The sequence below is a fragment of the Metabacillus sp. KUDC1714 genome, from assembly GCF_014217835.1.
In the GTDB taxonomy this organism is placed as follows: Bacteria; Bacillota; Bacilli; order Bacillales; family Bacillaceae; genus Metabacillus; species Metabacillus rhizosphaerae.
Genome location: NZ_CP055263.1, coordinates 3507882 through 3531595, shown reverse-complemented (window position 1 = coordinate 3531595; position 23714 = coordinate 3507882). Strand labels below are relative to the sequence as shown.

21 protein-coding genes are annotated in these 23714 nt (G+C 36.4%); 2 read left to right on the top strand and 19 right to left on the bottom strand.

Annotated elements, in window-relative coordinates:
• Positions 1-113: 113 nt before the first annotated feature.
• From HUW50_RS16230 to HUW50_RS16185, 10 genes are all read right to left on the bottom strand, one after another.
• Positions 114-959, bottom strand: coding sequence for an aldo/keto reductase (locus tag HUW50_RS16230; protein ID WP_066325091.1), 846 nt, complete (start codon positions 957-959; stop codon positions 114-116).
• 97 nt (positions 960-1056) lie between these two features.
• Positions 1057-1527: a Cys-tRNA(Pro) deacylase gene (gene ybaK, locus HUW50_RS16225; protein ID WP_185653039.1), complete on the bottom strand. Its 471-nt coding sequence runs from the start codon at positions 1525-1527 to the stop codon at positions 1057-1059.
• Between the two features lie 57 nt (positions 1528-1584).
• Positions 1585-2097: a methylated-DNA--[protein]-cysteine S-methyltransferase gene (locus HUW50_RS16220; RefSeq protein ID WP_066325085.1), complete on the bottom strand. Its 513-nt coding sequence runs from the start codon at positions 2095-2097 to the stop codon at positions 1585-1587.
• A gap of 342 nt (positions 2098-2439) precedes the next feature.
• Positions 2440-2856, bottom strand: coding sequence for a VOC family protein (locus HUW50_RS16215; RefSeq protein WP_066325084.1), 417 nt, complete (start codon positions 2854-2856; stop codon positions 2440-2442).
• A 188-nt stretch (positions 2857-3044) separates the two neighbouring features.
• Positions 3045-3473 carry an L-fucose mutarotase gene (gene fucU / locus HUW50_RS16210; protein ID WP_066325081.1) on the bottom strand — a complete coding sequence of 143 codons (429 nt, stop codon included), beginning with the start codon at positions 3471-3473 and terminating at the stop codon, positions 3045-3047.
• A gap of 19 nt (positions 3474-3492) precedes the next feature.
• Positions 3493-4389, bottom strand: a complete 897-nt coding sequence (locus HUW50_RS16205) for a fumarylacetoacetate hydrolase family protein (protein WP_066325077.1) — start codon at positions 4387-4389, stop codon at positions 3493-3495.
• Between the two features lie 23 nt (positions 4390-4412).
• On the bottom strand, positions 4413-5186 hold the full coding sequence (locus HUW50_RS16200; RefSeq protein ID WP_066325073.1) for an SDR family NAD(P)-dependent oxidoreductase: 774 nt from the start codon (positions 5184-5186) through the stop codon (positions 4413-4415).
• A gap of 26 nt (positions 5187-5212) precedes the next feature.
• Positions 5213-6007 (bottom strand): SDR family NAD(P)-dependent oxidoreductase, encoded by a 795-nt coding sequence (locus HUW50_RS16195; RefSeq protein ID WP_066325071.1) that lies wholly within the window; start codon positions 6005-6007, stop codon positions 5213-5215.
• 18 nt (positions 6008-6025) lie between these two features.
• Entirely contained in the window at positions 6026-7186 is a 1161-nt protein-coding gene (locus tag HUW50_RS16190; protein WP_066325069.1) for a UxaA family hydrolase, read from the bottom strand.
• Between the two features lie 24 nt (positions 7187-7210).
• Positions 7211-7525: a UxaA family hydrolase gene (locus tag HUW50_RS16185; protein ID WP_066325067.1), complete on the bottom strand. Its 315-nt coding sequence runs from the start codon at positions 7523-7525 to the stop codon at positions 7211-7213.
• 135 nt (positions 7526-7660) lie between these two features.
• Between HUW50_RS16185 and HUW50_RS16180 the strand changes: the two genes are divergently transcribed.
• Entirely contained in the window at positions 7661-8521 is an 861-nt protein-coding gene (locus HUW50_RS16180) for an AraC family transcriptional regulator (protein ID WP_066325064.1), read from the top strand.
• A gap of 98 nt (positions 8522-8619) precedes the next feature.
• Here HUW50_RS16180 and HUW50_RS16175 read toward each other — a convergent pair whose 3' ends face one another.
• The 4 genes from HUW50_RS16175 to HUW50_RS16160 all read right to left on the bottom strand — a co-directional run bounded on the left by HUW50_RS16175 (position 8620) and on the right by HUW50_RS16160 (position 14337).
• Entirely contained in the window at positions 8620-9624 is a 1005-nt protein-coding gene (locus HUW50_RS16175) for a L,D-transpeptidase family protein (protein WP_232328949.1), read from the bottom strand.
• A 249-nt stretch (positions 9625-9873) separates the two neighbouring features.
• Entirely contained in the window at positions 9874-10494 is a 621-nt protein-coding gene (locus HUW50_RS16170; protein WP_066325061.1) for an SGNH/GDSL hydrolase family protein, read from the bottom strand.
• Positions 10495-10735: 241 nt separating this feature from the next.
• Positions 10736-11566, bottom strand: a complete 831-nt coding sequence (locus HUW50_RS16165; protein ID WP_066325053.1) for an amidohydrolase family protein — start codon at positions 11564-11566, stop codon at positions 10736-10738.
• Between the two features lie 374 nt (positions 11567-11940).
• On the bottom strand, positions 11941-14337 hold the full coding sequence (locus HUW50_RS16160) for a glycoside hydrolase family 95 protein (RefSeq protein ID WP_066325050.1): 2397 nt from the start codon (positions 14335-14337) through the stop codon (positions 11941-11943).
• Positions 14338-15036: 699 nt separating this feature from the next.
• Between HUW50_RS16160 and HUW50_RS16155 the strand changes: the two genes are divergently transcribed.
• On the top strand, positions 15037-18477 hold the full coding sequence (locus HUW50_RS16155) for a glycoside hydrolase family 2 TIM barrel-domain containing protein (RefSeq protein WP_066325047.1): 3441 nt from the start codon (positions 15037-15039) through the stop codon (positions 18475-18477).
• 146 nt (positions 18478-18623) lie between these two features.
• On the opposite strand, the gene HUW50_RS16150 is transcribed toward HUW50_RS16155, so the two are convergent.
• The 5 genes from HUW50_RS16150 to HUW50_RS16130 form a co-directional block, all read right to left on the bottom strand.
• Positions 18624-19106: a DUF456 domain-containing protein gene (locus HUW50_RS16150; RefSeq protein ID WP_066325042.1), complete on the bottom strand. Its 483-nt coding sequence runs from the start codon at positions 19104-19106 to the stop codon at positions 18624-18626.
• Positions 19107-19480: 374 nt separating this feature from the next.
• Positions 19481-20581: a Gfo/Idh/MocA family protein gene (locus tag HUW50_RS16145; protein ID WP_066325040.1), complete on the bottom strand. Its 1101-nt coding sequence runs from the start codon at positions 20579-20581 to the stop codon at positions 19481-19483.
• Between the two features lie 12 nt (positions 20582-20593).
• Complete coding sequence (locus HUW50_RS16140) at positions 20594-21757, bottom strand: Gfo/Idh/MocA family protein (protein WP_066325038.1); 1164 nt, start codon at positions 21755-21757, stop codon at positions 20594-20596.
• A 19-nt stretch (positions 21758-21776) separates the two neighbouring features.
• Positions 21777-22535 (bottom strand): sugar phosphate isomerase/epimerase family protein, encoded by a 759-nt coding sequence (locus HUW50_RS16135; RefSeq protein ID WP_066325037.1) that lies wholly within the window; start codon positions 22533-22535, stop codon positions 21777-21779.
• 15 nt (positions 22536-22550) lie between these two features.
• A complete protein-coding gene (locus tag HUW50_RS16130; protein WP_066325033.1) occupies positions 22551-23399 on the bottom strand; it encodes an AraC family transcriptional regulator in 849 nt (282 codons plus the stop codon).
• Positions 23400-23714: the final 315 nt, after the last annotated feature.

Below are 23714 nucleotides of genomic sequence, written 5' to 3'. Positions count from 1 at the left end.
AAATCCTAATCTCTCACTATCTTACGTGAGAGATTAGGATTTATTAATTCTAAGATACGTTCCCGATTGTTGAAGAGCTTTCTCTTTAAGAAACTTTAATAAAATCTAACAACCTAAAATTCTTCATATATAGCAGGGTCTTGATTGTTAATTCTGCCGTCATGTCGAGTTAACTGTGAAATAAGGCTCATTTCTGCTTCATCTAGGGAAAAGTCAAAAATTGATATATTTTCAAGTTGTCTAGTAGGAGATGAAGATTTAGGAATGACAATGGCCCCTAGTTGATAATGCCAACGCAAAATAACCTGTGATATAGATTTGTTATGGTCGTTGGCAATTTGTTGAAGAGTACTATTTTGTAAGACTTCCTTAGCTCGAGCTAACGGACTCCAGGATTGTGTCTTAATATTATTCTGTTCATGCCATTTTCTTTGCTCTGCTTGATTAAAAAATGGATGTAATTCGATTTGGTTTAAACTCGGCTTAACGCCTGTTTCCTTTTCTAAACGCTCAATATGTTCAGGCAAAAAATTACAAACACCAATCGAACGAATAAGGCCCTGCTTTTTAGCGTCAATTAATGCATGCCAAGCTTCCACATAATGATCTTGTATAGGGTTAGGCCAATGAATGAGATATAAATCATAATAATCTAGATTTGCACGATATAAGGATTCTTGAATGGTAGTAACAGCTTTTTCATACTGCTGGTAGCGTCCAGGTAATTTGGATGTAACTCTTAATTCTTCTCTCGGAACCGAACTACGTCTAACAGCTTCACCTACAGTGCCTTCGTTTTCATAATTATAGGCTGAATCAATTAGTCGATATCCTTTATCATCAATAGCACTTTGGATAGCATTCGCACCTTGATTCCCCTTAAGTGAATATGTACCCAAACCGATAACCGGCAAAGTAACACCATCATTAAGCGTTATTTCTGGAACTAACTTGTCCACAACCAACCACTCCTTTCAATAATATTTTAAGATTATCATAATTTCTGATGGATTACATAGTTTTGGAACTTTTGGGAGTAGTTTAAACAGATAGGTCTCATTTTGTTAATTCTAGAAACTTCGCTGCAACACATTTTGCAAGCAACTGAGGCTCAATTTCGATCTGCATACCTATCTTACCGGCACTTACAACGATCTTTTTTAAACCGTTGGCATGACGATCGATAAACGTTGAATAGTTCTTTTTCATACCTACAGGAGAACAACCTCCACGAATATATCCCGTCCATTTTTGAAGCTCTTTTACTGGAAGCATTTCTAGCTTTTTTTCACCTGCTGCTTTTGCGGCTTTTTTTAGATCAAGCTCCTCAGCTACAGGAATGACAAAGACATACAAACTTTTTTCTCGGTAAGCAACTAAGGTTTTAAAGACCACTTCCTGTGATCTGTTTATTTTCTCAGCAACAGCAATTCCATTTATCATTCCATCGCCTACATCATAGGTCAAAATGTCATAAACTATTTTTTGCTTATCTAGCATTCTCATTGCGTTTGTTTTATTGCTCATAAATCATCATCCTCTTCAGCATTTGAAATTTCATAGGACAATTAACTTTACATAACGTTACCGCTCCAACTCAAGGAGCTTTGTCTTCATTTCTAATCCACCACGATAGCCGGTAAGTTTTCCATTTTTTCCAACAACACGATGACAAGGGATTGAAATTAACACTGGATTCGCTCCAATTGCCGCTCCGACTGCACGTACTGCAGCTGGTTTATTGATTGTATTTGCTATATCTGAATAGACAATAGTTTCCCCATATGGAATCTCACAAAGTGCCTTCCATACGGCCATTTGAAATTCTGTCCCATGGTAATCAAATGGTACAGTAAAGCTTTTCCGTTCCCCTTCAAAATACTCAATTAGTTCATTCACATAAGGCTTAAGCCTTTCATGATCTTGAGTAAGCCGTCTTCCTGGAAAATGCTTCTCAGCCCATACTATTAATTCATCGACTGGCATATTCTGCGACCCTACGTAGCAAAGTCCTTGCGATGTGGCGGCTAGATAAATATTCCAATCTTTATGATGAAGCAATGTCCAATAAATTGTTGGCTTATTTTCTGTATTCACTTTTTTAGTCCCTCCTATTTCAATAACTAGCAATATTGGATTGGTGTTTATCCGTTAATATAAATTATAGCTTAACCGAATCTTTTATGTGGTGAAGATCATCATTCATCAGCCGAGCGCACACAATTCTCTACTCAACGGACACCTTCTAAACCAGCTTCAATTCCAGGATCCAAAAATCATTTAACTTTCTCCACAATCAAAAGCTCCCATCGCTCTCACTATTTACAACCCATAGATATTATTATAGAAAATAGTATATTACAAGCTGTTGTTTACACAAAAAAACCTCCCATAGTGCAAGGAGGTTACCGTCTAATATTTAACTCAAAACGTTCCTTCTCAATCTTGATTGCCTGCACTTTCATCCATGTACATAAGTTCCCACAAATGACCGTCAATATCCTGAAAACTCCATCCATACATAAAGCCGTGGTCGACTGGTTCATTTGAAGGCATCCCTCCAGCTGCTAAAGCCTTATGTACAATCTCATCAACCATTTCTTTGCTATTAGCAGAAAACGCTACAATAACCTCTGTACTCTTCGTAGCATCAGCAATGTCTTTTTTCGTAAAGGTTTTAAAAAATTCTTCTACCAACAGCATAACAAAAATGTTTTCGCTTACGACCATACACGTAGCATTTTCATCGGTAAATTGAGGATTAAACTCAAAACCTACTTTTGTGAAAAACTCAACTGATTTATTAAGATCTTTAACTGGTAAATTAACATAAATTTGAGCTGCTTTTAGTCCCATCTATTTATCACCTCCCATTTTTTACAATATCATCCATGTATTACTATAGTCAATTTTAAACACAGCACTATAAAGCATGCCACCAATCGGGAAAGTAGATTCCATTACCTTACAGAAATATGCTCCATATTGTGGAACTTTCACATTCCCGAGTTCATGTTTGTCTCTGTAAGTGATGATTGTTTCAACTATCCAATAACTCCCTTCTTCAAGATGACATTTGCGTAAAGTGCCCTTTCTCCAGTAGCAACAATCGCATACGTCTCTTTCGCTCTTTCATAAAAAGAAAAACGATCGATCATGTCAATTGAGATAGGCTTTCCTTCTTTTTCATTAGCAATCTGCTGATACTGTTGCCAGATAACTGGTTCTCCACCATCACCTGGCTCAACTGCCATTAGTGTGATCGGCTGTTCGACATACGAATCAAGTGGAAATAACGTTAGGATCGCCTTAAGTAAATCGGGAATAGAATGTCCATCTGCTCGAATTAATCTTTGCGCATGGCTTGCTGCTGGAAAGTTACCATCTGCTAAAACAATTTCATCACCATGTCCCATTTCAGTAAGAATTTTTAATAAATCTGGAGACAAGATTGGTGGGATCCCTTTTAACATATTATCAACCTACAATCGATTATTTTTCTTCAATAAAGATATTGGTTAACGAACCTAATTTTTCAATTTCAACAGTAACTTCATCTCCAGGATGTATGTACACTTGCTTTTCATCTGGGTAACCTAATACAACACCTTCTGGAGTCCCTGTTAAGATAACATCTCCCGGTGTAAGCGTCATATGCTGAGAGATGTAACTAACGATTTGATCTACGTAAAAGATCATATCTGATGTATTTGAATCTTGACGTACTTCGCCATTTACATACGTTTTTAATTGGAGATCATTAGGATTTCCAACTTCATCAGCTGTTACTAAATATGGTCCCATCGGGCTGAAATCATCACATGTCTTTCCGAGTAACCATTGAGGAGTTTTTAATTGTAAATCACGTGCTGATAAATCATTTACCGTACAATAGCCAAATACATGTTCCAACGCCTCTTCTTTGCTTACATATTTTGCTTTTTTCCCAATAACGACACCTAGCTCTACTTCGTAATCTAATTGTTTCGTTACTTTTGGTACAGCAATTTCACTTTTATGACCTGTCAAAGTATTATTAAATTTATTAAATAAGATCGGTACTTCTGGATATGGAGCATTTGTTTCATCCGCATGCTTGCGGTAATTTAATCCGACACAAATGATTTTATTTGGTTGTGTGACACAAGGTCCCCATTGGACTTCTTCTTCAGTTTTTAGATATGATGCTTCATTTGATGTTGGAAGTGTAGAAAGATAATCTTCGAGTACAGAAATGGTTTCCTTCCCGCCAGCGATGATTTCCATGATATTTGTTTGAATTTGAGCATTTGGTTTTTCATTTAATGCTGCTTCAAGATCGATAATACCATTGTCAATTTTTACTCCCAATGCTTGCTTTCCTTCTTTTATAAATGTTAATAGTTTCATAGAAAAATCCTCCTCTTTCGTTTTTACGCATCCTTACCAAATACAACGCCACCATCAATATAAAGCGGAGAGCCCATCATAAACCTTGATTCATCAGATGCTAGGAAAAGGGCTGCATAGGCCACATCTTCAGGTCTTCCTAAATCCCCACTTAACTGGCGGGTTTTAATCTTTTCAATCGCTTCCTCAGGATTTTCATACGATTGTTTTAAATAATGCTCTACAAAAGGCGTTAGAATGGTTCCTGGCAAAATAGCATTTACTCGAATATTATAGGCAGCATAGTCCACCTGCATCGATTTAGTTAAGGCTAAAATCGCTCCTTTTGTCGTTGAATAGGAGGCACGGTCAGCTAGTCCCATTTCAGCAATACATGAAGACATATTAATGATCGAACCCTTGTTTTGTTCCATCATATGAGGAATAACATATTTACTTGGCAGCATCACACCATTAATATTAACATTCAATGTTTTATTCCAGGCATCTAGATCAACCTCATGAAGCTTGCCTACACCGCTAATACCAGCATTATTAAACAAAACATCGATCTTCCCATATCTATTTATCGCTTTATCAACCATTGCTTTAACAGAGCTTGCATCAGTAACATCAGCTTGAATGAAATAGGCTTCACCATTTGCTTCGCTAATTTCAGCTACGGTGTTCGTCCCGCTTTCAACATTTAAGTCATTAACAATGATTGATGCTCCTTCTTTCGCAAACAATAAAGCTGTACATTTCCCAATTCCAGACCCTGCACCCGTAATTAGAATTACTTTATCTCTCAATCTCATATTCTTATATCCCCTCCCTTTGTCTGTTAATGTTCCATATGATCCTCTGGTTGTGCTGCTTTAACTGTTAATCCGCCGTCAACCATCATTAAATGACCATTGATTTGTTCTGCTTCATTTGATGCTAAAAACACAACTGCATCCCCTATTTGCTTTGCAGTTCCTAGCCGTTTCATCGGATTTGCTTCAATTTCCTTGCTTCGTATTTCCGGATCTGCTAGAAAATCAGTACACATATCTGTATCAACTGTACTTGGTCCTACTGCATTTACATTAATGTTGTATCTTCCAAGCTCGATAGCCAATCCTTTAGTTAACATATGTCCTGCTGCTTTTGAGGCTTGATAATGAGGAATTACTGGACTCGTAACCATGAGGCTGGCAGTGGATAAAATGTTAATTATTTTTCCATTGCGCTTGGGAATCATTCGCTTGGCCGCTAATTGGGATGTTAGAAAAATAGCCTTCACATTTGTATTAAAGGTACGGTCCCATGTTTCTTCTGTTACTTGCATAAAAGGCTCAAAAGGAGCAATTCCAGCATTATTAACCAGAATTTCAATTTCTCCAAGCTGTTCCTCTACTGCCTTGATCATTGCTTCTACATCTTGTTTATTGCCAACGTCGGCTTTAATTACAATTGCTCTTCTACCAATCCCCTCTACCTTTTTCCTAACCTCTTCAGCTTGTTCTCTTGAACGGACAGAGTTAAAATTAATTGCGACATCTGCCCCCTCTTCAGCAAGTCGCAAAACAATAGCTTCACCGATTCCACGGTTTCCACCTGTAACTAACGCAATTTTATTAAGTAAGCGCTTCACTAAATGTCCTCCTTTTTCCTACAGACTAATTCCTATTCGACTAATACTAAATTCTTGATGACCAAGAATCTCTGCTTTTGTAAGTTCTCCAGATGCGACACTGACAATTTCTTTAAATATCCGTTCCCCAGCTTGTTGAAGAGACTCTTTTCCTTGCAATACAGGACTTGTATCAACATCAATATTGTCAGCCATGCGCTTTGCCATAACCTCGTTTCCAGAAATTTTAATAACAGGTACAATTGGATTTCCAGTCGGCGTTCCACGGCCTGTAGTAAAACAAACGAGCTGAATGCCTGCTGCTGCCATTCCTGTGACACATTCAATATCATTTCCGGGCGAGTCCATAAAATAAAAGCCTTTTCCAGGTATTTCACTCGCAAAGTCAACGACACCTTGTAATGGTGCTGTGCCAGCTTTACTTATACACCCCAATGATTTCTCCTCAATGCTAGATAATCCCCCCTCAATATTTCCGGGACTAGGGTTACTACCTCGCATGTCAACACCCATTCGTTCGATCTCTGTTTCAAATTTCGCAATCGAATCATATAATTTTTTCGTCACTTCTTCATTTACTGCCTTTTCAGCTAGGATGTGTTCTGCTCCAATGATCTCAGTCGTTTCACCCATCACTATGCTTCCGCCTTTATCAATAATCATGTCTGACGTTCTTCCTAAGGCAGGATTACTGCATAAACCTGATGTTGCATCAGAACCACCGCATTTAACACCAACAATTAGCTCTGAAAGTGAAATATTTTCATATGGAATACTTGCAATTTTTTGTTCAAGTTCTTTTGCTATTTCTGTTCCTTTTTTAATTGTATTGACCGAGCCACCTTCATCTTGAATATCAATCCAAATCACTGGTTTTCCCGTCTCAGCAATTTCGTCACGTATTTGTTCAGCATTCATGACCTCACAGCCTAAGCTTACAACTAGGACAGCACCAACATTTGGATTTTTCCCCATCCCAACAAGAACCTTGTGTGTCCGCTCTTTATCATCACCTACTTGGCTGCAGCCATGCTGATGTGGAATAGCTACCGATCCTGGTACCTGCTGTTGAATTCGATTAACTACTTGATTTGCACACACCACTGTTGGTAAAAGCAGCAAATGATTCCGAATCCCTACTTTTCCATCTGGTCTGCGATATCCTTTGATCATTGTCATTTTTTCTCACTCCTCTTTCTAAAATTATTGGTCACCTCGACCGCGAACACCGATAAGATTGTGTACATGAACATGCTCACCTTCTTCAATAGTGGTTGTAGCGATGCCAATAGACTCTCCATATTTCAGGATTGTATCACCAATTTTAATTTGATTAAGTGCCAGTTTATGACCGAAAGCAACATCCTCTTTAGCTGTTAATGTACATGTTTGATCTTCAATTTGAAATGTTAATACCTCACCCTTATTAATCGAGCGCAGCAATGTGACAACGTTATCATTCTGATTCATGACAATACATGAAACACCTGCACCAAACGTTTTCTCTTTTGTTTCCATTCTTTTATCTTCCTTTCAAACTTGCTTTTTTTCATTCTATCACCTGTTAATTGTTATAAAAATTGCCTGAATTGACTTCTTTGTAACATATTTTGATATTATAGAAAGGAGAGATTAAGTGAGGTGGTTGAATAAATGTTACCAATTCGTAAACAATTTGAATCTAAAAAATCTTTCCCATTTCATATCGTCTATAAACAAACGAAAGATCTTCAAGATGAGCTTCCAGAACATACACATGAATGGTTAGAAATTGTGATGATTCATGAAGGAAAAGGAACCTTTTTCATAGATCAAACTTTTTATGACATACAAAAAAATGATCTAATCATCATTCCAAGTAATACGATTCACCGTACCATACCTGATAAGGATCATTCCCTTACTTCTACTGCTATCTTCTTTAGTCCTGCCCTACTTAATCATTCTACTTTTGGTAATGGTTTTTTATATTTGAAGATTTTTGGTGAATCAAAAAAAGGAAAGAATTATAAATATACGTTAGAGCATAATCACCAAACTAAATTAAATGACTACATTGATACCCTTATGCATGAAGTGGAGACAGAAAGCCCAGATCAAGTGAATGCGATCCTATTATGGTTGCACGTGACTATGCTTCACCTTAATCGAAATTGCCTTACTTGGAAAACAGGAATAGAAAAGCAGTCTTCCTTCGGACCAAAATGGTTTAAAGAGGCATTAATTTATATTGATCAACATTTAGATACTAGTTTAGATTTGAATTCTCTATCAAGACGCTTTTCCGTTTCAGCCGCTCATTTTAGCCGTGTCTTTAAACAGTTGATTGGCATTAATGTTACCGATTATATTACAATGAAGCGGATATTATTAGCAAAAGATCTACTAAGTAGTTATAATGAGAAAATTTCAACTGTGGCTGAGCAATGTGGATTTACGAGTATGCCCCATTTTTTTCGGACATTTAAGAAACTTACGTCGATGACCCCTTCTGAGTACAGAAAAAAAAGATGATTGATAATTTGCCTTAGTTCATTAAAAGGTGAAAAAATCCTCATGGGAAATAGTTTCCTTTCCATGAGGATAAAGGTGAAACGAGTAATTGTGTAAGATTATCTAAGTTCTTTTTTAGTGTTCGGTCCAACAATTCCATCTACTGCTAGACCACGTGCCTTTTGGAATTTACGGACTGCTTGATCCGTGTTTGAACCAAAAATTCCGTCCACCCCTTTTGTATTGTACCCTTTAGCAGTAAGGATACGTTGAAGTTCTTTTACAGAAGCACCTTTGCTTCCTTTTTTAAGGATGCCACTTTTGGCTAGGTCTGACCCATTTGATGGTGAAGAAGGAGATGTTGGCTTTGTCACTGTTGTTCCTCCAAGTGCTTTTCTTGTTGCTGGACCGACTACGCCATCTACAGTAAGACGTCGAGCCTTTTGAAATGAGCGGACTGCAGATTCTGTATTTTGACCAAATACACCATCTATCCCTTTTGTACTAAACCCTAGAGAAGTAAGCTTCCGCTGAAGCTCTTCAACAGCAGGTCCCCTGTTCCCTTTTTTGAGAGCGGTTCCATTTACAGTAACTGGAACTGAGCTTTCAGTTACTTTATATCCGTAAGAAACCGCTATTGAATCAAATGATTTCCCTGAAGTTGTGATTATAACAGGTGTATTGACAGGCACTTGATTGAACAGCCATTCCACCTCGTTATCATACATCCGTACACAACCGCTACTCACATAACCACCAATTGAATTAGGGTTGTTGTTACCATGAATTGCATAAGTCGTGCCCCATGTTCCCCTTGCATTTATTCCAAGCCATCTATTACCAAGCGGATTACGTGGGTCACCACCTGGAATGCCATCAGTGTAGTAAGGTCGATTCTTTATCTTGTTTACAATTTTAAATTTTCCCTCTGGTGTTAAGGATTGACTCCTCCCTGTCCCGACTTTAAACACTTTAGTTAGTTGATTATTTTCATAATAAGCAAGTTGGTTGTTTGACTTATTAATGATAATAAATTTGCTACCTGCTGCAGAACCAGAAGATATCCCTATACTACAAAACATCAGAATTGCCAATACAAATAGATAAAACCATTTTTTAATCAACTCTGTTCCCCCCTTAGTTGTGAATACACTTTATAAGACGGTATATATGCTAAAATTGTTTGATTAATTTACAATTTTTTGAAAAAATATTTAATTTTACTAAAATTCCACCATACAGCCTTAGCGTTTTCTATGCCCATTGTTGAGGAAATCATTATTTCGCTGAATATTGCTCATTCCTTTTTAGGTTCAGGAAAACATAAAAAAGAAGCTGACCCTTTTATGAGCCAGCCTCTTATCCCTATAATCTTATTTTAGTCGTTCTTCACACGCTCTAAGCCAAGTAGTTGCCATTAACATGTTTCCCGCGGAATTCATGTGAACGCCGTCTGTCGTGAGCTTATAATTGTTTTCAGCTTGTAAATACTTGATAAATACTTGATGCGTAGGCACGATTGTTGCATCGAATTGTTGTGCAAGATTAGTTATGATCTCCACATAGTCTTTTAACATCTTATTTCCTGTGGATTCTGTATCTTCCTCAATAATTGTTGGTTCCATTAATACAATTTGTGCGTTGGTTTCTTCTTTTACTTGAGTTAACAATTTTACGTAAACTTGGTGAAATGTCTCTGAAGTTACTTGCTCTATTTCAGGACGGTCAAGCTGTCTCCATACATCATTTATTCCTATTGAAATCGAAACATAATCTGGTTGATGATCAATGACATCTGTTTGCCATCTTGCAGCGAGGTCAGTGACTCTATCTCCGCCTATTCCTGTATTCACAATTTGATAGTCAGCATATGGATACGTTGTCACCAAGTAATCATGTAAAATTCTTACATACCCATATCCTAGACCCTCTTGATCTTCTCGTCTTCCACAATCTGTAATACTATCCCCTATTAATAAAATTTTTTTCGCCATTATCTAATCTCCTTATTCTCTATTAAAAATTAAGATATCTATTACTTTCATAGTTTATTATTTTACACTTATTGTATAAATACCTTCTCATTATGTAGGAAAACAGATTATTTTATTATTTTCATTTAAAAATCTATTTTTCCGTTATTTTTTATTTTATAAAAGGATCACTCTTGTTTATTTGCACCCAACTTATAGAATAGAACTACTACCTTCTCAAACCGATGGCTTCTCACCTTTCTTATTTTATCGAATAAAATTTTGCACAGTTCTCACCAAGGATCAGATTCTCCGATTCTGGAGCAAATCGCTTAACATAATCCAAGACAATTTCCATGACCGTTTCATAGCGATTACTAACAGTACAAACGGGCCAATCAGAGCCTATCATGATTCTGTTTGGTCCAAAGGCTTTAAATACTACGTCTAAATATGCTTCAAAGTTCTCTTTTCTCCAATTCTTCAAATTGGCCTCAGTCACCATGCCGGATAGTTTCACATAGACGTTCTGGTGTTCTGCTAGTTTTGTAAGATCTTCCTTCCATGGCGAAATCACTTTATTCTTTATATCAGGCTTGCCGATATGATCCAATACAAATTGCTGTTTCGGGAATGTTTCTACAAGCTCGATGGCATAAGGGATATGCACTGGAAAAAGCAGTAGATCATAGGTGAGGTCAAAATCGTTTAGTTCACTGATGCCTCTCTGAAAATCTTCTCTTAACAAAAATTGATCATCTACTTCATCATGGATGACATGACGAATTCCTTTAAGATAAGGATTATCTGTGAAATGTTTCAATTGTTCTGTTACATCAGGCGAACAGAGGTCAACCCAGCCAACAACTCCCTTGATACAATCATATTTTTGTGCTAGTTTTAAAAGCCAACTTGTTTCCTCTAATGTTTGTCTAGCTTGAACAGCAATCGCTCCATTAAAATCAAGAGATTGTAACAGTCCTTCAAGATCTTCTGGTAAAAAGTCACGTTGTAATTCAGACATGTCTTCACTAATCCAGCTATATTCGTTTTCGTTATAAATCCAAAAATGTTGATGTGCGTCTATTTTCATAACTGACTGATCCCTCTCTTTCCTAATGATGAGGCCCGATAACTTAGAGTAGAGATTTCTAGATTCGTATTCCCAAGTTTTCTATATTTCATCATGGTCTCTCTTTTTTAAAAGCGTTTTCAAAATTTTAACACGAGTATCAAGATATAAAAATGACTTATTCTGATGCTTTTATATCTTCTCATGTTATCTATCAAAAGGTACGGATCACTTCCAGGAAAAATATAAATGGGCGAACCAATACCAAAGGTTCGAATTCCTCCATCACAACATATAGCTCCTTAAAAGTTGAAAGGAGCTATATATTAGTGATGTTGGTAGTTGTCAGACCCTTTTAAGTCGCCCTCTAGCTAGTTATCAAATCTATTTCTCAACTAAACAGTAGCTGCTTTTATTGGGAGAATGGTATAATATACTCCTGCAACAGTAGCAAAAGAAATGGCGCCATATCCTATCTTTTCAATTTCAACAACTTTTTCCCCTACTTTTACTTCCACATTGACATCTGTTTTAAGAACACATCTTTCTCCTTGTAATGAATGTATCTCGACTTGCTTTAACTTCTTATTCTCCCACTGTAGAGCTATTTCAAATCCACCACGTGCTCTAAGGCCACGAACATGCCCATTTGGCCATGCATCAGGTAATGCAGGTAATAAATGAATTTCCTTTGTATGAGATTGAAGTAATAACTCAGCAACCCCAGCGACAAAACCAAAATTCCCATCAATTTGAAAAGGTGGATGTGCATCAAACAAGTTGGAATACACTCCACCACGCTGATAATTTGTGCTATTCTCATCAGTTACAAGCTGAAGAAGGTTAGTTATTAGACCTAGAGCCCGATTTCCATCTTTAAAACGAGCCCATAATGATATTTTCCAAGCAAGGCTCCAGCCAGTCCCTTCATCACCTCTACGCATAAGAGAATGTTTAGCAGCCTTAAATAATTCAGGTGTTTCCTTTTCAGTAAACTGCCTCCCTGGGAAAACCCCAAAAAGATGTGAAACATGGCGATGGTTAAGTTCCTGATCATCCCAATCTTTATACCATTCCTGTAGTTGCCCATATTGACCAACCTGAAGTGGAAATAATTTTGATCTTTTTTCTTCTAATTCTTGTCTAAACTCGATGTCATTATTTAACTCTTTTGTTGCTTCGATACAACTTGTGAATAAGTCCCATATTAATGACAGATCCATGGTTGTCGCCATACTAACTGCTGCCATTTTACCATCTTCCGTTACAAATTTATGCTCTGGGGAAGTTGAAGGCGCTGTCACTAAATATCCTTTTTCATCTTCAATTAGCCAGTCCATACAAAATAATGCTGCTTTTTTCATAATTGGGTAAGCCTTATTACGTAAAAATTGTTTGTCTCGGCTAAATGCAAAATGCTCCCATAGATGCTGTGAAAGCCACGCTCCAGCCATTGGCCAAATCGTCCAAACTGGATCACCATGACCATATGCCCCTACAGGAGCAGATTGACGCCAAATGTCTGCATTATGGTGTGCAGTCCAGCCTCGCAGACCATAATTTGTTTGAACTGTTTTTTCTCCATTGTGGGCTAATTCCTCTATGTAATTTAGGAATGGCTGATGACATTCAGCTAAATTACATGTTTCTACAGGCCAATAGTTCATTTGTGCATTAATATTGAGTGTGTAATTACTACTCCAAGGTGGCTGAATCATGTCATTCCAAATGCCTTGTAAATTGGCAGGCTGTGTTCCAGGACGGGAACTTGTGATCATTAAATATCGGCCAAAATGAAACAGAAGCTCCACTAATTTAGGATCACTTGCTCCATATTGTTCAATCCATTGGTCTGTCATAATCTCATTAGTAACTAATGATGGACCTAAATCAAGCTCAACACGATCAAACAGTGATCTGTAGTCTTTAATATGAGTTTCTCGAAGTGTTTCAAATGTACTTTTTTTCGCTTCATATAAGTGTTTCATGACTGTAACTGAAGGATCTTTCCCTTCTTTACGAGGGGATTTATCAAATCCATTGAAGCTTGTAGCAGCTGAAAAGAACAGTGTTACTGTTGTCGCATTTAAAACAGTAAGACCTTCATCATCTAAATAGGATACACCACCATCTTTCTGAACAGCTAACCGCCCCTCAAATGTTAGTGAGTTACCATTTCCCTCTTGTTCATAAATAATGGGATTCTCATTATCTCGGAAATAGCCTGGATCTACATTTTCCGGGCAAATCCCTCTAAGAATAAGTTCTTCATTAGACTTTTCTATTACGGTTTGAAGTAAGCTTTCTAATTTAGCAGTAAAGTTAATCTTGCCCGGTTTATTTGCCCTAAGGTGAATAACAATTACTTGATCCTCAAAAGATGAAAACATTTCGCGTGTATAGGTTACATCATCAATATCATATTGGACACGAGCTATACCATCCTGTAAATCAAGACTTCGTCTAAAATTTTTTTCATTTCCATCGTGAGCAAATTTTATTAATAAATCACCAAAAGGTAGATAGGATTGGGTATAGGGACCCATCATGTTTTTTGCAATATGATCAGCTTCTTCATACTTCCCCTCAAAAATAAGCTTTCTAATTTCAGGTAAATACTTTTTTGCCTCTGGATTATTAAAATCTTTCGGGCTTCCTGACCATAAAGTATCTTCATTTAATTGTAATCTTTCCAGTTCAACTCCACCAAAAATCATTGCTCCAAGTCGACCATTTCCGATAGGAAGTGCCTCTGTCCATGTCTTTGCACTAGTTTGATAGTTTAACTTCATTATGAATGTCCCCCTTTTATAATAATTAATAGGATAATAATTGAACATTTACCGACAGCAAAATCAACAATAATCTTAGTTCTTATTCTTTCATATTAACAATGTCCTTCAATGGTTCTTTAGAGGAGATCTCAATTATCTAACTTTCCATTCTGATAACGTCCTTTGATCATTTTTTTAAAAGGAGCGTGTAATTTAAAATCCACATCCCAATTGTCAGTCCATATTGGTAATAAATAAATGAGACTTCTAGATTAGTTCTTACAAGTTTTCTACATTTCATCATGACCCTTCAAATATGAAAGCATTTACAAAATTTTATCATGTGTATCAAGATATAAAAATGACTAATTATGATGTTTTTACACCTTTTTATGTTATTAACCTTAGTATAAGAAACACTTCTGCTCATAAGATATGTGTATCCTTTAAATTTCAATGGACATTTAATTAGCAGCCTCTTGAATGTTTATAGCGAATCTTCTTTATTTTCCCTCGTTTTATTACACTATTTTTTTTTGCACTCTCATTTCTTGAATGGAAATGTTAAACCATTCATTAATCCATCTTAAATTGCAAATCTACATAGATTGTTATATAGTAAGTATAGTCAATAAACTAAGTTCATGCTATTTTATTTGTATATTCAATCTTTTTCGACATTCAAAAAAATAAATGAAGAAAGTGAGTATTACAAACATGAATAAAAAAGTACTTTTTAATGATGGATGGGAGTTTTCCAAAAGTAGTTTAGAAGTTAGCGAAAGTGCTACTTTGACATTTGAACCAGTTGATTTACCTCATGATTGGCTAATATACAATACTTTAGACTTATATGAAAACAGTATAGGTTGGTATCGTAGGAAATTTATATATACGAAAGATGAAAAACAAAAACAGATTCTCTTGTGTTTTGATGGGGTTTACATGGATTCTTCCCTTTATGTGAATCAACAATTTATCGGAGAATGGAAATATGGGTATTCCTCTTTTGAACACGATATGACAGATACATTGGTTGAAGGAGAAAATGAAATTGTTGTAAAGGTCGTGCATCAAAGCCCAAATAGCAGATGGTACTCTGGTGCTGGAATTTATCGTAATGTCTGGCTAAAAACAAGGGATAAGAATCATATAGTTACAGATGGAATATACAGCACAACAAAAAAGAAAGAGAATGGATGGCAGTTAGAAGTCGACACAGAAATAGATATCTATGATGAAGTACAAATTTCGCATAGTCTCGTTTATAAGGATGAAATAATTACATCTACATCAGAGAGAGTTATTGCGGGCAGTGATTCTAGTACACTTAATCAACAAGTGTTATTTCTAGAAAATCCATTGTTATGGAGCACAGATGACCCTAATCTTTATCAGCTTATAACCCACCTACATGTGATAAATAACGATAAAAATCAGAGTTTAGAAGAAGTTGAAACAATCTCACAGAATATCGGATTTCGAGTAATAGAACTTGACCCTCATAATGGATTTCAACTAAATGGTAGAAAGATGAAATTAAATGGGGTTTGTGAACACCACGATTTAGGAGCCCTAGGAGCAGCCTTTAATAAAGCTGCACTAAAAAGAAGATTGGTAATATTGCAAGAAATGGGTGTTAACGCTATTCGAACTGCCCATAATATGCCAGCAAAAGAACTTATGGAATTAGCGGATGAAATGGGCTTGCTTGTAGTCACGGAAGCTTTTGATATGTGGGAGAGAGCAAAAACTCCTTTTGATTATGCTAGATTCTTTAAGGATTGGGCTCATATCGATGTGAAAAGTTGGGTAAAGCGGGATCGGAATCATCCGAGCTTGCTAATGTGGAGTATTGGAAATGAAATTTATGATACCCATGCAGATGATCGAGGACAAAAAATTACAAGCATGCTTATCGAATATGTACGAAAATATGATCCGAAAGAAAATGCAAGCGTTACCATCGGTTCAAATTATATGCCGTGGGAGAATGCACAAAAATGTGCTGATCTTGTTAAGGTTGCAGGTTATAACTATGCAGAAAAATATTATCAAAAACATCATGAAGAACATCCCGATTGGATTATTTATGGTAGTGAAACAGCATCTGTTGTGCAAAGTAGAGGGATCTATCATTTCCCATTTGATAAATCAATTCTTGCAGACGATGACGAACAATGTTCTGCACTTGGAAATAGTACAACCAGTTGGGGAGCAAAATCAGCCGAAGCTTGTATTTTAGCAGAAAGAGACACCCCCTTCTCACTCGGTCAGTTTATATGGACTGGGTTTGACTATATTGGAGAACCTACACCTTATCATACAAAAAACTCTTATTTTGGACAGATTGACACTGCTACTTTTAAGAAAGATTCGTATTACATCTATCAAGCAGCATGGACAGATTATAAAACAAAACCAATGGTCCATATCTTCCCCTTTTGGAATTTTAATAAAGGGCAAATGATTGATGTTAGAGTATGCTCGAATGCGCCAAAAATTGAACTTCAATTAAATGGGAATACAATCGGAATCTATGATATTGACCATGAACATGGAACACAGCTTGTTGGATGGTGGAAGATTCCTTATGAAGAAGGTGAGTTAACGGCTATTGTTTATGATGAAACAGGCAACATCATTGCGACAGATCGTAAAATATCCTTCGGAGATGCTAAAAAAATCTGCTTGAATACTGATAAAGAAAAACTTCTTGCTAATGGTACGGATATACTTTTTGTAGAAATAACAATGAAAGATAAAGATGGGAATCCAGTTGAGAATGCAACGAATAGAGTAAATGTACATGTCTCAGGAGCTGGACGTCTTATTGGTCTCGATAATGGCGATAGCACAGATTATGATCAATATAAAGGAGTAAGCAGAAGATTATTCAGTGGAAAATTAATGGCGATCATAGGGGCAACTTTAGAACCTGGGAAAATCCAAATTGAAGTTTCATCAAAAGGTTTGGAAACTAAAATCGTTGAATTTGAGTCACAAGCAATGAATAACCTAGCTTTAAATGGGATTTCTGCCAGTATGAAAAATCAAGAATTACCTGTTGTCATGGGTGGCAATGAGGAGATTCCTGTTCGTAAGATTGAAATAATCAGTGATTCTGGACAAGTATTTGATGAATCAAAAAAAGAGATTCTTGTTCGAGCAAGATTGTACCCAGTAGATACTTCTTATCAAGAAGTTGAATGGAGTGTAGTTAATGCTACAGGGATTGTGTCAAATATTGCAAAAGTAGAAGCATTTGGTGATGAGGCCAAAGTAACCGCATTTGGTGATGGAGAATTTCTACTTCGCTGTACAAGCAAGAATGGTAGTAACAAGACAAAAATTATCTCCCAGCTAGAATTTAAGGCAGCTGGTCTAGGTACAGCCTACAAAGATCCTTATGGATTTATTTCCGCAGGACTCTATGATTATAGTAAAGGGGAAGTTGGAAACGGTAACGAACGAGGAGTAGCGACAAGTAGAGACGGTGAGACTCAAGTAGGTTTTCGTGAAATTGACTTTGGTCCTTACGGCTCTGATAAAATAACAATTCCAATTTTCGCTTTAACAAGTGAAGAGTATTCTCTTCAGATTTGGGAAGGAATTCCAAATGAAGATGGATGTGAATTACTAGCTGATGTGACCTACCAAAAGGAATCCAAGTGGAATGTGTATCAAGAAGAAACTTATCAATTGTCAAAAAGACTGAAAGGTATTACAACCATTTGTTTTGTTCTCCAACAGAAGGTGCATATTAAAGGATTTTCATTTGAGAAAAAGAATAGAGCCTTTGAAAAAAATATCACGTCAGAATGTGACCACATCTATGGGGATACATTTACCTTAACAGAAAATAGTGTTGAAGGAATTGGAAACAATGTATCTCTAGAGTTTGAACAAATGGATTTTACAAGTGATGGTACAACGAAACTAATCATTTTTGGTAAGTCACATAATGATAAAAATACCATTCAGATCCGTTTTGCGAATGATGAAGAAGAAAGTAATCAACTCATCGAATTCACACAGTCAGATGAATATGAAGAACAACAATTTGAATTGAATAAAGTAACCAACCAACAAAAAGTCACCTTCATCTTCCTGCCTGGATGCCATTTTGATTTTGGCTGGTTCCGTTTTGAGAGGTAATAACCCTAACAAATGAACAAAAAGTCGATTTTCTTAGATAAATAAGAAATCGACTTTTTGTTTATTTCGCTGAAATTATTCGTATGTTAAATTACACGGATTCCAACTGTATTAAGTTGATTGGAGAAAAATTCAATCATTATTAGTTAAAAAACAACAGCCACAATGAACCAAATGATCATTAACAATTGAATTAATATTTTGGCTAAGCTTCCGCCTAAAAAACCAACGATGGTAGCAAACCCAATTTTAATGGCCTTCGTAGTATCTTTATGAATAATATACTCTGTAACAAGAACCGCTAAAAAAGGTACGAGAATAATCCCGAAAGGTGGGAGTATAAATGAACCAACAATAGTAGCAACAGCAGCTATTTTCTCAGACGTTTTAGAACCACCGTATTTTTTCACAAAATAACTGTTGGCAATAAGGTCTGCCGCGATTAAAACTGCACTTAATACTGTCATACTGATCCAGAACCATACGGATAGCTCATTCGAATTAATCAGAAATTGATAAACAACAAATCCTCCCCAAATGGCTACAACCGAAGGAATAATAGGATAGACTATTCCTACAAAGCTTAATACAAATAAGAGGATCGTTAATCCCCACCATAAAAATTCCATTTTTAATACCCTCTATCTTTAATTGATTTTTGTGTAAAAAATTGATGAATTAATAAATACCAGAAAGATATCACTGTGTCAGATTTGGAGTCCGCATATTTTTTCTTGAGTTAGTTAGGATGTAATATCCCATCAACATACTGTCCCTCTTTTCTTTATTTTGTATCTTATACGTATTTACATGAACAAAGGTTTCAATTTGTTTTTATTAACAACTTCTATCCGAACAATCTTACTTTTAACGATTGAAATTGAATTCTTTTGAAATATCGATTGAACTTAGGATATCAAACTTTTAATACAAGTTTTAGGGAGTTTCTCTATTATAGAATAAAACAGCCCCAGCACCTGTTTACGAGGAGCTGGGGCTGTTTTTATTTAATTTCACTTACACTTCTTTGTTCTGAAATGAATATTGCCTGCTCTTGAGCCCGCAAGCATAATTCAGCCGCTTTAAAGGCATGGGCTTGAGACATTGCTGTTTCTGTACGGTTCATACAATCAAGTATTAATTTCCCGAAGAAGGGGAAGCCAACCTTTCCAGAAACGTTGAAATGTTGTTCTCCGTCTTGATTTACTAAATAGACGTGATTTCCGTTTTTTTCTCTTGCAATATCAACGTATTTGCGGATTTCAATTGTCCCTTCTGTTCCAATAATAAAGGTTCTTCCGTCACCCCAAGTACTTAACCCGTCAGGTGTAAACCAATCGACACGAAAATAATTAGTTGCACCATTATCTCCTAGCAGCGTTGCATCCCCATAATCGTCTAATTCAGGGTATTCATTATGATGATAGTTTCCTATTTTACTATGCAATACTTTCGCATCGCTACAGCCAGCATAATATAAAAATTGTTCAATTTGATGACTGCCTATATCACATAAAATACCACCGTATTGTTCTTTCTTAAAAAACCACTCAGGACGGCTAGAAGCATTAAGTCGATGTGGGCCGAAACCAGTAACTTGAATAACACGCCCGATTGCCCCGTTCTCAATTAATTCTCCAGCAAAAACTGCTCCCTCTACATGAAGGCGCTCACTATAATAAACCATATACTTTTGTCCCGTTTGCTCCACCACTTGTTTTGTTTCTTCTAACTGTTCAATAGTGGTAAAGGGTGTTTTATCGGTAAAATAATCTTTACCCGCATTCATTACTTGAATTCCGAGTTCACTCCGTTTTGAAGGAATTGCAGCGGCGGCGATAAGCATGACTGATTGATCTGCTAAAATTTGCTCTAAAGATTCAGCTGGTAGCACATTAGGAAAAGCCTTGACAAACTGAGCTACTTTTTCGGGATCAGGGTCATATACCCATTTCAATGTTGCTCCCGCTTCAACTAACCCATTGCACATCCCATAAATATGACCATGGTCAAGGGCAGCTGCTGCGAATTGAAAAGCCCCTTTTTCCACCACAGGATTTGGTTTCCCTTTTGGAGCATAGTTCATTCCATCTTTCGTCATCATGATTCCCCTCTCTTAATGAGTACCTGCAACGTCTAAATTTACTTTCTTTACGTTCTTTTTTTGAAAAGTTGATTGGCTTATTTTTTCTTGTAATTTTTCATAATAAAGGTCTGCATCAATTGGCAATTCAACAGGCTGGTTTAACCAGGAGGATAAATAGATTGCATTTGAGATTTCCAAGCCTTTTATTCCTTCTTCACCTGGTGCCAACAATGGTGTACCCTTTATGATGGAATCAATCCAATTTTGAATAATACCTTGGTGTTCAGCGCTTTTACCTTGAATGGGGATGTCGATTGTCCAGCATTCAGGATTTCCAAAACCACCGGTATAGGTTGCATTGAATTCACGTTCTGATTGGGTTAAACGGTAAAAAGTAAGTTTATTATTTTCAACAACCATTTTCCCGCGATCACCAGCGATCTCAAAGCGGTTTGTTCCTGGTGTTTCACCTGTAGACGTAATGAATACACCTGTAGCACCATTTTCATATTCTACGTATGCTGTGATATCATCCTCTACTTCAATATCATGATATTTTCCATAGTTGCAAAACGCTTGAACTCTTTTTGGCATAAGTCCTGTGGTCCACTGCCATAAATCTAGCTGGTGAGGCGCCTGATTTAATAACACACCTCCACCTTCGCCTTGCCAGGTTGCCCGCCATTCGCTTGAGTCATAATAGCTTTGTGAGCGATACCAGTCCGTAATAATCCAATTTGTCCGTTTAATCTCGCCTAATTCACCAGCTTGAATAATTTCGCGCAATTTTTGATAAATTGGGTTAGACCGTTGGTTATACATAATGCTAAAGACTTTTCCACTTTCTTTGGCTGCTTTATTCATCTCAGCCACATTTTTTGTATAGACACCTGCTGGTTTTTCAATAAGAACATGCATCCCTTTAGCGAATGCCTTCATCGCTAATTTTGGATGATCGTAATGAGGCGTCGAAATAAGAACTGCATCAATACCAGATTCATTCAAAAATGCATCTTCATCTCGAAAAATCTGTACATCATCTTTTGCTTTAGTTTTTATCAATTCGAGTTGATCAGAATTTGGATCACATACTGCAGTAAGAGTAGCTCCGCTTATTTCACCTTTACCCAAAAGCTTTACATGAGAGCTTCCCATATTCCCAATACCTATTACACCAACTTTAATCAAACTCATATACCTCACCCCGTTTATATTATTTCACTTGTTTTGCGAAATTCTTTAAGTTTAGTAAACTAGTTTCTAAGCAATCCAAAGGAGAACGTTCGCATATGTCCTGCTCAACGGCATACCATTCAATACCATTCTTTTCACCCCACTCTAAAATCGGAACGAAATCAATGACACCGGTTCCCACCTCAGCAAAGGTTTGGCGTTGATCATTCGTCATATCCTTTAAATGAATGATCGGCATCCGATTGGCATAAAGAGTTATATAGTCGAGCGGATTTTTGCCAGCCTTTTTTAGCCAATACACATCAATTTCTGCTAAAATTTTATTATCATTAGTAGGTTCAAGTAGATAACGAAGTGCATCTTGCCCATCTATTTCAATATCAAATTCGAATGCATGATTATGATAGGAAATTCGATACTCTGGGGCTTCCATTGCAATTCGATTTAATGTTTGTTTGATTTCTTTAAATCCAGATTGGTTTTGTAATTCCGGAGCAACTGATGGAAGTATAATGTCTTTCGTTCCATATAAATCTGCTTCTTTCAAAACACCATTCAAGTTGTCTTTCAAACGGTCTAACGATATATGGATTCCTACTGCTTGTAAGTTATTTTCTTTCAGAGCTATCGCAACTTCGTTTTGATCATAGTCTTTTGGCAAGGCGGAAATTTGTACCCCTGCCCACCCCATATCTTTAAGCGTTTTGAATAACGGACGGATTCCTTCTTTTAACTCTTCTCGTAATGTATATAATTGTGCTGCAAATTTATGCTCCACTACAAAACACTTCCTTTATCTATTATTGAGGCGGATATGGCGATATTCTTTTGCCGACACACCTACCTTTTCTCGGAAATAACGGCTAAAATGTGTAGCGCTTTCAAATCCAGATTCATAAGCAACATCTTTTAACGGTTTTAGTGGCTCCATTTCAATTAAATATTTTGCCTGTGTTAATCTGCACTCCATGACATACTCCATAACAGTATAGCCTGTCATTGTCTTAAACACTTGTGCAACATAGGATCTGCTCAAATTCAGTTTTTCTGATATCCTCTGCAATGTTAATTTGTTCATATAATGCTGCTGAATATACTCTGCAATATTTTCAGCATGTACCGCTTTATCCTCTTTTTGATTTGGAATCTCAATCGAATTCATTTGTCCAAGTCTATGTAAGACAATTAATGCTTGGAGTAACAAAACCTTCATTTCTGTCTCAGCTTGAATGTTAGGTAATTTAGCTGTTCTTTTTAACTTAGCAAGACGACAAAAAACATGTTCCAATTCCTTTGATTGCTCATTTTCATTTGTTCGTATCAAACAATTGTGTAACGTTTGAAAGGTTTCAAGTAAATACATACTTCCCATTTCCATTAGAAGGCTTTTAATCCATAGAGGCGAGAATTGAATCACACTACGAACATAATCGGTGGTTGGTTTAACATTCGGCTTATGCAAAGTTAGACCATCCATGACTAAAATATCCCCAGGCTCAAGGTCATAAATTTGATTATGAATCAGATATCTACATTCCCCAGCATGGAAAAAATAAATTTCATAATCTTGATGAGAATGATAGTGAAAGGGATGCTCCCCTTTCCACTTATTTCGATAACTTGCTGTCAGCGTTTCATTCAAATCACTCAAACCTCCAATAAAACTATTATCATTATAGTGTAAATAATAAGTATATTCATGGTCTCAAATTATCTAGTTTTCTTCTAATATTATCTGAGCGTCTTTTTTAGGTTTGTCTCTAAAATATGAAGTACTTAAAAGAAAATGACTTAGCAAAACAAAATACTAAGCCTTTTCTATATGGTAGTTAATTTGTGATAATTCTAAATTCTATAGATTGTATGAAAAGATGTTAATTACAAAAAACTTTATTGCTTTATAAGGATATACTACCTTTTCGTGCCTATTAACACAGGATGAACTATAAAATATTCG